The 13,122-nt window shown below is 67.4% G+C and carries 13 protein-coding genes; 5 read left to right on the forward strand and 8 right to left on the reverse strand.

Features of this window, described 5'->3' with window-relative positions; all coding sequences use genetic code 11:
• Positions 1 to 77: 77 nt before the first annotated feature.
• Positions 78 to 2,027: an alkyl sulfatase dimerization domain-containing protein gene (locus G9473_RS09280; RefSeq protein WP_291132733.1), complete on the forward strand. Its 1,950-nt coding sequence runs from the start codon at positions 78 to 80 to the stop codon at positions 2,025 to 2,027.
• A gap of 148 nt (positions 2,028 to 2,175) precedes the next feature.
• Positions 2,176 to 2,850, forward strand: coding sequence for a lysozyme (locus G9473_RS09285; RefSeq protein ID WP_291132735.1), 675 nt, complete (start codon positions 2,176 to 2,178; stop codon positions 2,848 to 2,850).
• Between the two features lie 3 nt (positions 2,851 to 2,853).
• Here G9473_RS09285 and G9473_RS09290 read toward each other — a convergent pair whose 3' ends face one another.
• Positions 2,854 to 3,702, reverse strand: a complete 849-nt coding sequence (locus G9473_RS09290; RefSeq protein WP_291132737.1) for an arginyltransferase — start codon at positions 3,700 to 3,702, stop codon at positions 2,854 to 2,856.
• A 215-nt stretch (positions 3,703 to 3,917) separates the two neighbouring features.
• Entirely contained in the window at positions 3,918 to 5,183 is a 1,266-nt protein-coding gene (locus G9473_RS09295) for a threonine ammonia-lyase (RefSeq protein WP_291132739.1), read from the reverse strand.
• A gap of 167 nt (positions 5,184 to 5,350) precedes the next feature.
• On the opposite strand from G9473_RS09295, the gene G9473_RS09300 reads away from it, so the two are divergent.
• The 3 genes from G9473_RS09300 to G9473_RS09310 all read left to right on the forward strand — a co-directional run bounded on the left by G9473_RS09300 (position 5,351) and on the right by G9473_RS09310 (position 8,543).
• Positions 5,351 to 6,256, forward strand: a complete 906-nt coding sequence (locus G9473_RS09300; RefSeq protein ID WP_291132741.1) for an NAD(P)-dependent oxidoreductase — start codon at positions 5,351 to 5,353, stop codon at positions 6,254 to 6,256.
• 2 nt (positions 6,257 to 6,258) lie between these two features.
• Complete coding sequence (locus G9473_RS09305) at positions 6,259 to 7,899, forward strand: amidohydrolase family protein (RefSeq protein ID WP_291138380.1); 1,641 nt, start codon at positions 6,259 to 6,261, stop codon at positions 7,897 to 7,899.
• A gap of 425 nt (positions 7,900 to 8,324) precedes the next feature.
• Positions 8,325 to 8,543, forward strand: coding sequence for a hypothetical protein (locus G9473_RS09310; RefSeq protein WP_291132743.1), 219 nt, complete (start codon positions 8,325 to 8,327; stop codon positions 8,541 to 8,543).
• A 230-nt stretch (positions 8,544 to 8,773) separates the two neighbouring features.
• Here the strand turns inward: G9473_RS09310 and tatC are convergent, their stop codons facing one another.
• The 6 genes from tatC to nagZ all read right to left on the reverse strand — a co-directional run bounded on the left by tatC (position 8,774) and on the right by nagZ (position 13,064).
• Positions 8,774 to 9,616 (reverse strand): twin-arginine translocase subunit TatC, encoded by an 843-nt coding sequence (gene tatC / locus G9473_RS09315; protein WP_291132745.1) that lies wholly within the window; start codon positions 9,614 to 9,616, stop codon positions 8,774 to 8,776.
• Between the two features lie 7 nt (positions 9,617 to 9,623).
• The gene (gene tatB / locus G9473_RS09320; protein ID WP_291132746.1) at positions 9,624 to 10,058 is read right to left on the reverse strand and encodes a Sec-independent protein translocase protein TatB; all 435 of its coding nucleotides are present in this window, start codon (positions 10,056 to 10,058) and stop codon (positions 9,624 to 9,626) included.
• Between the two features lie 77 nt (positions 10,059 to 10,135).
• Positions 10,136 to 10,381: a twin-arginine translocase TatA/TatE family subunit gene (locus tag G9473_RS09325; RefSeq protein WP_291132748.1), complete on the reverse strand. Its 246-nt coding sequence runs from the start codon at positions 10,379 to 10,381 to the stop codon at positions 10,136 to 10,138.
• Between the two features lie 132 nt (positions 10,382 to 10,513).
• Entirely contained in the window at positions 10,514 to 11,158 is a 645-nt protein-coding gene (scpB, locus tag G9473_RS09330) for an SMC-Scp complex subunit ScpB (protein WP_291132750.1), read from the reverse strand.
• Entirely contained in the window at positions 11,155 to 12,042 is an 888-nt protein-coding gene (locus G9473_RS09335; protein WP_291132752.1) for a ScpA family protein, read from the reverse strand. Before G9473_RS09335 ends, scpB begins: the two co-directional genes overlap by 4 nt.
• Entirely contained in the window at positions 12,039 to 13,064 is a 1,026-nt protein-coding gene (nagZ, locus tag G9473_RS09340) for a beta-N-acetylhexosaminidase (protein ID WP_291132754.1), read from the reverse strand. Before nagZ ends, G9473_RS09335 begins: the two co-directional genes overlap by 4 nt.
• Positions 13,065 to 13,122 lie beyond the last annotated feature (58 nt).

The raw sequence follows: 13,122 nt of genomic DNA on the forward strand, positions 1-13,122 counted from the left end.
TTCATTTGCGCGAACGATTGCCGCGAAGCTCTTTGCTTGCCTATCCTTCCCGATCTCAAGGAGGGAGGGAGAGAGACATGACAGTTCGCATCCTCGCAATTCTAATGGCCGGTGCCGCTTTTACCGCTCCGCTCGGCGCGCAGGAGGGGTCAAAGCCGGCTTCCCCAGCGACCATTGCTGCGCAGCGCGAGGCAGCAGCGGCTCTCCCCCGGGATGGCACGCGGGATGCCGAATTCGCTGCGCGCGGTTTCCTTGCCACCCGCGCCGACCCGGTGATCCGCGACGCGCGCGGCCAGCCGGTCTGGAACCTCGATGCCTATGCTTTCGTCGAGGGCGACCCGCCCGCCACCGTCCACCCGAGCCTATGGCGGCATATGCGCTATCTCAAGCGGCACGGCCTGTTCGAAGTCGCCGACGGCATCTGGCAGGTGCGCGGCTTCGACCTTTCGAACATGACCGTGATCCGCGGTGAAACGGGCTGGATCGTGATCGACCCGCTGACGACGAAGGAAGTCGCCGAAGCCGCGCTCGAGCTTGTCAACGAAACGCTCGGCGAGCGCCCGGTCGTCGCGGTGATCTACAGCCACAGCCATGCCGACCATTTCGGCGGAGTGCGCGGCGTCGCCAGCGCCGAGGACGTAGCGGAAGGCCGGGTCGCGGTGATCGCGCCCGAGCATTTCATGGAAGAGGCGGCTTCCGAAAACGTCCTCGCCGGAGGTGCGATGCAGCGCCGCGCGGCCTACCAGTTCGGCGCGGGGCTTGGCCCGAGCGACACCGGCCAGATGGGCAGCGGGATCGGCATGGCGGTCTCGCGCGGAACGATCACCCTGATCGCGCCGACCGACACCATCCGCACGACCGGAGAGACGCGCGTCGTCGATGGCGTTCCGCTCGAATTCCAGATCGTCTCGGGCAGCGAGGCCCCGTCCGAGCTCAATGTCTACATCGCCCCGCAGCGCACCTTCCTCGCCGCCGAGATCGCGACCTGCACGATGCACAACATTCTCACCCCGCGCGGGGCGAAGGTGCGCGATACGCGGGCCTGGGCGCGATTCCTCGACGAGGCGGCGACGCAATATGCGCCGAAAAGCGACATCGTCATTTCGAGCCATTGCTGGCCGCAATTCGGCCGCGAGGCGGGCACGGACTGGCTGACCGCACAGCGCGACAATTACCGTTATCTCCACGATCAGACCGTGCGCCGGATGAACCGCGGCGCGACCATGGATGAAATCGCAGAGGAGGTGACGCTGCCGCCCCAGCTGGCCGAAGAATGGTCGGCCCACGGCTATTACGGGACCTACAGCCACAATTCCAAGGCGATCTACCAGTATTACCTCGGCTGGTACGACGCGGTCCCTGCAAACCTCCACCCGCACCCGCCGGTCGATCGCGCGCGCCGCATGGTCGAGGCGCTGGGCGGCGCCGGGCGCGTCACCGCGCTAGCCCGCGCGGCCATGGCCGAGGGCGATTATCGCTGGTCCTCCGACCTTCTCCAGCAGCTCGTCTTCGCCGAGCCGGGCAACGCGGCGGCGAAACGCCTGCTCGCCGACAGCTACGAACAGCAGGGCTATCAGTCGGAAAGCGCGATCTGGCGCAACCAGTTCCTCGTCGCGGCGAACGAATTGAGGAACGGGCACGCCGACAATTTCCGCACCCAGAGCAACGACCTCATCGCGGCCGTACCGACCGGGCTGCTGCTCGATTCGGCGGCAACGCGCTATGATCCGGCGAAAATGGCGGAGAAAGGCGTGGCGGTGCGTTTCGACCTCACGGACCGGCAGGAAAGCGCGCTCCTCGAGGCCAATCGCAGCGTCATGATCGCGCGCATGGGAGACGAGGAGACCGTGCCCGACGTCGTCGTTACCGGGCCGCGCCAGCTCGTGCTGGGCCTGCTTTTCCTCAAGCTTCCGCTGGCGCAGATGAAGGCGGCGGGCCTTTCGACCGAAGGCGACGAGGGCGCGTTGGAGGCGCTGCTTGGCGCGCTCGATCCGATGCCGGACGGCTTCGACATCGTCACGCCCTGAGGAGGGGCGCCGACCTGCGGTTTGCGCCGCGCGCCGCCCGAGGATTGCGGTCGAGGAGAAGGGTAGGCGAGATTTCGTTTTCCTACTCGGCTTTTGCGTGCCTAATCGTTTCGCCTGTGCTGCCAGACCTGCATAGGAGGCCCCCGCCATGACCGGTTTCGACCGCCGTTCCTGCCCCCCCCGTTCCTTTATCGAAACCCTGCGCGCGATAATCGGGAGCACGTCCCGACCGGCGGGGGATAAAGACCTTGATGAGGTTCCGGTCCCCGATATCGACCTAGCCCCCGTTCCCGAGCGCACGCCCGCGCCCGCGCCCGCGTCGGTGGCCGTGGCGAGCGTCCCGCGAGTCGCGCGCCGCGCGCCCGTTCACCGGATCGGGCCGGAGGGCATCGCCCTCATCAAGCGTTTCGAAGGCTGCGCGCGGCTGCGCCCCGACGGGTTGGTCGAGGCTTATCCCGACCCCTGCAGCGGCGGGGATCCCTGGACGATCGGCTGGGGCTCTACGGGCGCAGAGATCGGACCGGGCACGGTCTGGACGCAGGCCGAATGCGACGCGCGCTTCGAGGCCGATCTCGCGCGATACGCCGCCGAGGTCGCCGCGGCGATCGGCGACGCACCGACGACGCAGGCGCAGTTCGATGCGCTGGTGAGCTTCCATTACAACACCGGCGCGATCGCCCGTGCGACCCTGACCCGCAGGCATCGCGCCTGCGACCACGCGGGCGCGGCGCGCGAATTTCCCCGCTGGAACAAGGCCGCCGGGCGGGTGGTCAGGGGTCTGGTGAGGAGGCGCGCAGCCGAAGCGGCGCTATACCTGTCCTAGGAGCTATTCCGAGGAGGGGAAGCGCAGCGGCTGGCCGTCCTTGCCACGCCCGGCGGCAACATCCTTGTCGCCCGCCTTGCGCTGAGCGATCGCCTTGGCGATCAGGCGGTTCTGCTCCTCCGCGTCCATCACCTGCCAGCCTTCGCGGGTCAGCCGTTCGAGCGGGCGATAGCGCACCTTGTACTGCATCCGCGGCGACCCATCGACCCAATAGCCGAGATAGACATAGGGCAGGCCCTGTTCGGCCGCGCGGCGAATGTGGTCGAGGATGATGTAATTGCCGAGCCCCGCGCGGGTCGGATGCTTCGGATCGTAGAAGGAATAGATCATCGACAGGCCGTCGCCCTGCCGGTCGGTCAGGCAGGCACCGACCAGAGCACCGGGATTGCCGTCAGCATCGGGCTCGCGATATTCGACCACGTTGGTGGTGACGGGCGTGTGTTCGACCATGTCGGCATAGTCGAGCTCGTCCATCTGCGACATCCCGCCGTCGGGGTGCCTTTCGCCCAGATAGCGCGCGAGCAGTTCGAATTGCTCGTCGGTCGCCCAGGGGCGGCATTCGGTCGCGATGAGGTCGGAATTGCGCTTGATATCCCGCTTCTGCGTGTTCGAGGGGCGGAATTCGCCCGCCACCACGCGGACCGAAACGCAGGCCTGGCAATCGAGGCAGGAGGGCCGGTAGGCGACCGTCTGCGAACGGCGAAAGCCTATCCGGCCGAGCGCCTCGTTCAGCTGATCCGCGTGCGCGCCCTTAAGCTCCGTGAACACCTTGCGCTCCTGCCGGCCAGGAAGATAGGGGCACGGCGCGGGGCTGGTCACGAAAAAGCGGGGGAAGCGAATGGGGGCCGTCACGGGTCTGGTCGGGTCCTCTGGAAAGGGGAATCGGCGGGGGCTCGTGTTAAGACAATCTTATGCCTCGCAGAAGGGTCCGGTAAAAGTCCCTTAACCACGAAACAGGGTGAATAATGGCTTAGTATGCACAAGCTGGCGCACGAAGCCGCACCGTTCCGGAGCGATCCGGCAAAATGTCGCGCAAGGATATTGCGGGAACCGGAAACGCGCGGGAGTCAGTTCAGCTCGACCGGCTGGACAGAATAGCCCTCTTCCCGCAACGCCTTCACCAGCTGTTCGACCTGCGCCGCGTCGCGCGCTTCGCATTCGATGTCGGTGATGAGACCCTTGGCCGGAAGCGTCGTGAAAATCCGCTGGTGGTAGATCTCGATGATGTTGACATTGTGCGCGTCGAACAGGCGCATCACCTTGAACAGCGCGCCGGGGCGGTCCTGCAGGGTGACGCGAAGCCGGGCGAGCCGACCCTGCCGGGCGAGATCGCGCAGCAGGACATTGGCGAGCAGGCGCGTGTCGATATTCCCGCCGCACAGAACCAGCCCGATGGTCTTGTCGCGGAATCGGTCGGGATAGCTCATCACCGCAGCCAGCCCCGCCGCGCCCGCGCCCTCGACCACGGTCTTTTCGATCTGGAGCAGCAGCGACACGGCCTTCTCGAGGCTGGGTTCATCCACCAGCACGATATCGTCGACACGGTTTGCGATGACCTGCGAAGTGAAGGCGCCCGGCTTCTTGACCGCGATGCCTTCGGCCAGCGTGTCGCCGCCGCAATCGCGCTCTTCGCCCTTGATCGCGGAGAACATACTCGGGAACAGCGCCGACTGCACGCCGACGACCTCGATATCGGGATCGTGCGCGCGCGCCACCGTCGCCATGCCCGAGATCAGCCCCCCGCCGCCGATCGGCACGACGAGGCAATCGAGATCGGGCTTCGCCGCGAGCATTTCGAGCGCCACCGTCCCCTGCCCCGAGGCGATCAGCGGGTCGTCGAAGGGATGGATGAAGGTAAGCCCGCGCTCCGCCTCGATCTCACGCGCATGGGCGTAGGCATCGTCATAGGTCTCCCCGTGGAGCACGACATTGCCGCCGACGCTTTCGGTCTGCATCACCTTCACCGTCGGCGTGGTGCGCGGCATGACGATGGTGACCGGCACGCCCAGCCGGGTGCCGTGATAGGACAGCCCCTGCGAGTGATTGCCAGCCGAGGCCGCGATCACCCCGCGCGCGCGCTGTTCGTCCGACAGCGCCAGCAGCGCGTTCAGCGCGCCGCGCTCCTTGTAGGCGGCGGTGAACTGCAGGTTCTCGAATTTCAGCCAGATATCCGCGCCGGTGATCTGCGACAGCGTGATCGAATGCATCATCGGCGTGCGCACCACGGAGCCTTCGATCGCCTTCGCGGCGGCGCGAACGGTGTCGATGGTGAGAGCCTCGGGCCCGGGCGTCGCCGGGTGGGCGGGCTGCTGGGGGATGGATTGCGCGGTCATGACGGGCCGTGCCCTAGGCCGCCATGCGAGCGAGGGCAATTCCTTTGCGCGCCATGCGGGCACGCGTCCTTTACGCGCAATGCGGGCACGCGTCCTTTGCGCGTTATGCAAGGCTTGCGGACGCAATCCGTTGGCAAGCGCGCGGCGAGCGACTAGTCACCCGGGCCATGACTGGAACAACGCAGCTTGCCTTTATCGGGCTCGGCGTGATGGGCGGTCCGATGACCGGCCACCTCGCCCGCGCCGGCCACCGCGTCGCCGCCTACAACCGCTCGGGCGAGCGCGCCGCCAGATGGCGCGCGGCGTGGGAGGAAGAAGGGCTCGCCGTCGCATTCGCCGAAACCCCTGCCGAGGCCGCGCGCGGGGCCGACATCGTGTTCACCTGCGTCGGCAATGACGAGGACTGCGCCGCCGTCACGCTGGGCGAGGACGGGGTGCTGGCCGGGCTGTCCGAAGGCGCGCTGCTGGTCGATCACACCACGACTTCCGCCGTCATGGCGCGCGAACTGGGCGAAGCCTGCGCTGCACGCGGGATCGGCTTCGTCGACGCGCCGGTGAGCGGCGGCCAGGCCGGCGCGGAGAACGGCAAGCTCGCGGTGATGTGCGGCGGGGCGGACAAGGACGTGGCGCGCGCCCGACCGATTATGGAAGCCTATGGCAAAGCAATCGTCCACGTCGGCCCGGTCGGCGCGGGACAGACCGCCAAGATGGCGAACCAGATGTGCATCGCGGGCGTGCTTGCCGGGCTCTCCGAAGCGGTGCGGCTGGCCGAGGCCGCCGGGCTCGACCTCGACAAGACCTACGAAGCCATTTCCGGCGGCGCGGCGCAGAGCTGGCAGATGGACAATCGCTGGCGGACCATGTGCGCCGACGAATTCGATTTCGGCTTCGCGATCGACTGGATGCGTAAGGATCTCGGCTATGCGCTCGACGAGGCGAAGCGACTGGGCCTTTCCTCGCCCGTGACCGCCCTGGTCGACCAGTTCTATGCCGACGTGCAGGCCGCCGGCGGCAACCGATACGACACCAGCGCACTCATCACGCGCCTTCCCAAGGGTGAATCGACCAGATGACCATGCTCCGCTCCGTCTTCGCCGCCTCCGCGGCGCTTTTCGCCGTGCCCGCCGCCGCCGATACGCTTGTCTACAATGTCGACGGCGTGACCATCGGCGAGGAGGGCGAAGTCGTCCGCTTCACCGGCCTCGTGTTCGACGACGAGGGCATCGTCACCGACCTCGTGATGCGCGGCGAGGAGCGCCCGCAGGTCGACTACGCCGTCGACGGCGAGGGCCAGGTGATGCTGCCGGGCATGATCGACGCGCACGTTCACGTCATGGACATCGGCTTCGCCGCGCTCACGCTAGACCTGTCGGACACCAATTCGCTCGCCGAAGCGCTCGAGAAGGTCCGCCGTTTCGCCGAGGAGAACCCGGGCCGCCCGTGGATCCTCGGGCGCGGCTGGAACCAGGAGAAATGGGGCCTCGGGCGGTTTCCCACCGCAGCCGAGCTGGACGCGATCGTGCCCGACCGCCCGGTCTGGCTCGAACGCGCGGACAACCATGCGAACTGGGCCAACAGCCTTGCGATGGAGCGGGCCGGGATCACCGCCGACACGCCCGATCCCGAGGGCGGGCGGATCATCCGCGACGAAAACGGCGCTCCCTCAGGCGTCTTCGTCGACAACGCGATCCCGCTTGTCGGGGCAGTCGTCCCCGCGCCCCGGCCCGAAGACCGCGACAATGCCTTCGCCCAGGCCCAGCAGGTGCTGCTCGGCTACGGCGTAACCGCAGTCGCCGACATGGGGACGAGCGTGGTCGACTGGATGACCTATCGCCGCGCGGGCGACAGCGGAGCCTTGCGTATCCGCATCATGGCCTATGCCCGCGGCGTCGAGGCGATGGAGCTGATCGGCGGACCCGGGCCGACCCCGTGGCTCTATGACGACAAGCTGAAGCTGCTCGGCGTGAAGCTCTATCTCGACGGCGCACTCGGATCGCGCGGGGCGAACTTGAAAGAGCCCTATGCCGACGAGCCCGACACCCACGGCCTTCCCCTGCTCACGCCGGCGCAGCTCAGGAACCTGATGAGCCGTGCCGCGATGGACGGGTTCCAGAGCGCGGTCCACGCGATCGGCGATGCCGCGAACGAGGACGTTCTGCTGGCGATCGAGGAGCTTTCGGAAAGCTACACAGGCGACCGGCGCTGGCGAATCGAACACGCCCAGATCGTCGATCCCGTCGATCTCGAGCGATTCGGCCAGCACGGCGCGATCGCCTCGATGCAGCCGGTCCACCAGACCTCGGACATGATGATGGCCGAAGCCCGGCTGGGCGAGGAGCGGCTCGAGGGCGCCTATGCGTGGCGCAGCATTCTCGAGGCGGGCGGGCGGCTCGCCTTCGGCTCCGACGCGCCGGTGGAGCCCGCCGATCCCTTCGCCGGGATCGCGGTCGCGATCAGCCGTACGGACGCGAACGGCAAGCCTTTCGGCGGCTGGCGCGCGGAGGAGACGGTGACCCGCGAACAGGCGCTTGCCGGTTTCACCGCCGACGCCGCCTATGCAGGCTTTGCCGAGGGCCGTTTCGGACGACTGCTGCCGGGCGAGCGGGCGGATTTCCTGCTGGTCGACCGCGACCCGCTGCTCGCCTCGCCTTCGGACATCCGCGAAACCCGAATCAGTCAGGTCTGGGTCGGCGGCCAGCTCGCACTCGAGAAATAGGCGCTCGCTCGGCCCATCGCCGGAATTGCACGCATTGCTGGAGCAAGCCTACGCAATGCCCCTTAGTCGGTTGATCCGCGCAAATTCTTTCATCATTTGGTCATCGGACCGGCGCATAGGCGGCAGAGGAAAATTCGGGCGTCCCCTGCGATTGAGGTATCGGGCCGGAATGTCGCGCGAGTCCGGGGCATTCAGGGCCGTCTAAGGGGCGAGCGTGACATGAACGCAACGCTTTGCGGGGAATTCGTTTTGGCCTGTGCCTGCGTTGGCCGCTCGCCGGCGGGCGGAGTGCAATAGATTGATAAGGTGGCGTCATTTGGATGACCCCGGCGACACCTGAGAGGAAATACGGGGTTGTCAAGCAGCTATATCTGGCGTAATGCAGTGCTTGAGAACGAACACAAGAGCTCACAGGAGACGAATCGATGAAGTTTCGGAATATCGCCCTGGCGACCGCCGCGGTCTCGCTGGCTGCTTCGCCGGCCATCGCAGAAGCCGCCTTCGAACGTTCGGTTGCTCCGGTTGAGGGCGAAAGCGAAGTGGGCGGCTCGGGTATCCTGCTCGCCGTTCTTGCCGGTGCCGCAATTATCGGCGGCATCATTATCGCCGCCGACGGCAGCGACGACAACGCGGTCAGCCCGTAAGACTGACCACCCTGACAGTTTCGAAAAAGGCATCCCTCGTTGGATGCCTTTTTTTTTGTGTCCCGCGCCTTTCCGATGCGAGGCCCGTTCGTCCTCGAACCGCCCGCCGCACCAGAGCCGCACGCCTGCGTGACGGAACCCACTGAGATGGCGCCATCGTGGCCGCTCAGGGATAGGGACCGAGTGGAACCAATGCGAGCGCTTGGGAACTTAGCGTCGTCCCGCCGCGATCAGTCAGCCCTCGATTCGCCCCGGTCCGCTTCGACAGGCGCTCCGCCGCTCGCGGCATCATCGCCCGCATCCGCCGTGCCCTTGCGGCCCATCGTCCTCTCCTGCAGCCGCATCAGGAGGAGCGAGCCCTCGAACAGCAGCAATAGCGGCACGGCGAGGATCACCTGGCTCCCCGGATCGGGCGGCGTGACGATCGCAGCGAGCGCGACCACCCCTACGATCACGTAACGTCGCGCCGATGCCAGCTGAGCGCGCGTGACGATCCCGGCGCGGTGCAGCAGCATCAGCAGCACCGGCAGCAGGAAAGTCACCCCGAAAGCGAGGATGAACTGCATCACGAGGCTGAGATAGCGCCCTGCCGACGGTAGCGCCGTGACCGCCAGCCCTCCGGTTTCGCCCCCATAACCGAGGAAGAACAGGAAAGCGGTCGGCATCACCACGTAATAGGCCAGCGCCGCGCCGCCGAGGAACAGCACCGGAGTGGCGATCAGGAACGGCAGAAAAGCCTTCTTCTCGCGCGCGTAGAGGCCCGGCGCGACGAAGGCCCAGAGCTGGTTGGCGATGATCGGAAAGCTCACCATGAAACCCGCGAACAGCGCGACCTTGAGCTCGACGAAGAAGACTTCGGGAAGCTCGGTGAAGATCAATTGCCCCTCCCCCTTGGGAAAGGCGTCCTTCAACGGCTGGACGAGGAACCCCAGGATCGGGTCGGCGAAATAGAGGCACACGCAAAACCCCACGACCAGCGCGATGACCGAGCGCACGAGCCGCGTGCGCAGCTCGATCAGGTGGTCGAGCAGCGGGGCGCGGCTTTCGTCGATATCCTTGATCTGAAAAGGCATGACGCGCCTATTCGCCCGCCGCTCGCCCGGAGGCGTCCTGTCCGCCCGCGCCGTCTCCCGGCACGCCCGACCCGGCGATGTCCTCCGGTGTCGGAGGCGGCGGCGGGTCGTCGTGGGCCGGGTGTTCGGACGCGCCCTTCGGCCTGCCGTCGTCGATCGGCGGCGGTCCGGTCATCACCGGCTCGCCCGCGCGGTCCTCGGCGGAGATCGCGGTGCGGCGCATGATCTCCTCGTTCTGCGCCTTCCACTTCTTTTCCATGTCCTCCAGCTCCGCCTCGCGCACCATGGCATCGATGCCCGTGCGGAAATGGGCCGAGACGCGGCGCACCTTGCCGATCCAGCGCCCCGCCGTGCGCATGGCGAGCGGCATATCCTTCGGACCGATCACGATCACGGCCACGATGATGATCACCAGCAGTTCTGCAGCGCCAATGTCGAACATGGGGTTGCGGCGCGCGCCTCCTTGTCGCGGGCGGGACTAAGGGCCGCGAAAGCGTGGCCCCGTGACCTGACGCAGGCTCAGGAGCCGGTCTTCTCGTTAGCCTCGGTCGCCTTCGCTTCGCTGGGCGAAGCCTCGTGCGCGGGCGCCTCGATGCGCTTCGCCTTGGCCGGGTCGGACGAGGAATCTTCCTCGCTCATGCCCTTCTTGAAGCTCGAAATACCCTTGCCGAAATCGCCCATCATCTCCGAGATGCGCCCGCGTCCGAACAGGACGAGGACGACCAGCGCGATGATGAGGATTTGCCAGATGCCGATGCCGCCCATTGTATAATGCTCTCTTTCCGCCCGTCTTGGGACTGTGACGGTGAATATAGGAGCGATCCTTCGCTTGTGCCAGTCACCCGCTTGCGGGCGCGCGATTGCATAGCGCCGCGAAGGCGAAGCCGAGCGGCCCCCTCACCCTTCCTCGTCCCGCTCGTCGCCCTCCTCGCCCTCGCCGTCGCCTCCGCCGCCGAGCGATTCCATCGCTTCCTCGAAGGCTTCGTCGACCGGATCGAGCAGGCCGGCGGCGCGCAATTCGTCGAGGCCGGGCAGGTCGCGGCGCGATTCGAGGCCGAAGTGGTCGAGGAATTCGGGCGTGGTGGCGTAGATCACCGGGCGTCCCGGCACTTCGCGCCTCCCGGCGAGCTTGATCCAGCCCGCCTCCAGCAGCACGTCGAGCGTTCCCGCGCTGGTCTGCACGCCGCGGATCGATTCGATTTCCGCGCGGCTGACCGGCTCGTGATAGGCGATGATCGCGAGCACCTCGGTCGCCGCGCGGCTGAGGCGGCGGACCTGTTCCTGTTCGCGGCGCAGCAGGTGGGCAAGGTCGGGCGCGGTTTCGAAATGCCAGCGCTTGCCGCGCTCGACGAGGTGGACACCGCGCTTGGAATAGCGTTCGGCCAGCGCCCGCAGCCCGTCGCGCACAGCCGCGTTCTCGAGCCCGCCGAGATGGGCGGCGAGCTTTTCGACCGTCAGTGGCTCCTCTGCGGCGAACAGGGTCGCCTCGAGCGCGCGCTCGATCTCGTCCGGCGGCGGCGAATCGCCCGGTGCCTCGCTCACGCCGCCGCGTCCTTCAGGCGGCGGATGCGCAAGGGTGCGAAGGCTTCCTCCTGCGCCAGCTCCGCCCGGCCCATCTTCGCCAGTTCCAGCGCCGCGACGAAGCTAGAGGCCAGCGCGGACTTGCGCAGGGCAGGTTCGGCATGGGGCGGCAGGAAGTCGCGGATCTCCATCCATTCGAGCGTCACGCCGAGCATCGCCGAAACCCGCTCCAAAGCGCTGTCCAATGTCATCACAGGGCGATTGGCGACGTGGTAGATGCGAGGGGCCGTGCGCGCCTTGACCTGCCCGTATGCCTGGATCAGCGCATAGGCATCGCTCTTCCAAACGGTCTTGCGGTCGGTGCGCAGCCCCTCGGGGCGCCCGCGCAGGAAGATGTCGCGCCCTAGCCGGTCACGCGCCATCAGCCGCGCCGCCGCTTCGCGCATGGCCGAAAGCCGCTGGAGCCGCAGTTGCAGTCGCAGCGCGAGCTCCTCGGGGCTTGGATCTTCCTGCTCGTCCTTGGGCAGCAGCAGGGCGGACTTGAGATAGGCCAGCCATGCCGCCATCACGAGGTAATCGGCGGCGAGTTCGAGCCGCATCTCGCCCGCGCGCTCGATATAGGTGAGGTATTGATCGACCAGCGCGAGTATCGAGATCTGGCGCAGGTCCACCTTCTGCCGCCGGGCAAGGTCGAGCAGCAGGTCGAGCGGACCTTCCCATCCGTCGAGTTCGAGGATCAGGGGCGTTTCGCCTGCCCGCGCGCCCTGTTTTCCGGCTTCGTCTTCGGGCCATTCGGCGGTCGGCTCGCCTGCGCGCGCGGCTTCGCCCGCGAGCATGAAGCCGGCGTCGCTCGCCTCGGCAGCAGCTTCGCGCGCTTCGTCCAGTTTCGGCTGGTCGCCCGTCATGCCGCCTCCCCGGCAAGCGCGAGCAGCGCGTCGCGCTGGGCCAGAAGCTCGCCGTGCTCATCCGCCACCGTCTCGGCCAACCGCGTGTCTTCGAGAGCATGGTCGAGCCGGGCGAGCGCCCTGTCGCTCATCGCGGGAAGCGCCTCGCAGATACCGATCATGTCGTCCATCTTCGCCCAGCAATTGAGCACCGCGTCGCAGCCCGCCGCGATCGCGCGGGCGGAACGCTCGGGGATGGGGTCGGTGAGCGCCTCCATGTCGATGTCGTCGGTCAGCAGGAGACCGTCGAAGCCGATCGAGCCGCGGATCACCTCGGAAATGATCGTCGGCGAAAGCGTCGCGGGGTTCGCTTCGTCCCAGACGGGAAACAGCAGGTGCCCGGTCATTCCGATCCGCGCCTGCGAGGCGAGAGCGCGGAACGGGGCGAGGTCGCGCTCCAGTTCCTCGGCGCTTTCGCGGACGGTGGGCATTTCGCGGTGCGAATCCACCATCGAACGACCGTGGCCGGGCATATGCTTGATGCAGCCCGCGACGCCGCCTTCGGCCAGCCCTTCGAGCACCGCGCGCCCGATCGCGGCGACCTGCGCCGGGTCCTCGCCGAAAGCGCGGTCGCCGATGACATCGTGCGCGCCGGGCTGGCGCAGGTCGAGCGGCGGGTGGTAGTCGACCGTGATGCCCATTGCGGAGAGTTCGAGCGCCATCGCCCGCGCGCTCAAACGGGCGGCCTGGATCGCGCTTGCCGGGGCGATCCGATAGAGCCGGTCGAACGCCTCGCCTGCCGGATAGGCGCCCCAATGCGGCGGGCGCAGCCGGGCGACCCGGCCGCCTTCCTGGTCGATCGAGATGAGCAGGCGGTCGCGTCCGTGGAGGGCGCGCAGGTCGTCAGTCAGCGCGCGCAACTGCTCGCGCGAGACGCAATTGCGGCCGAACAGGATGTAGCCCGCCGGGTCCGCCTCGCGGAAGAAGGCGCGCTCGTCGGCGGTGAGTTCAGGTCCGGAACATCCGAAAATCGCCGGGGTCATGGACGAAACCTTGCACCACCGGGCCGGGCGCGCAAGCGGGGCGCGCCTCCGGCGTGGG

It is taken from the genome of Erythrobacter sp. (assembly GCF_011765465.1).
Classification (GTDB): domain Bacteria; phylum Pseudomonadota; class Alphaproteobacteria; order Sphingomonadales; family Sphingomonadaceae; genus Erythrobacter.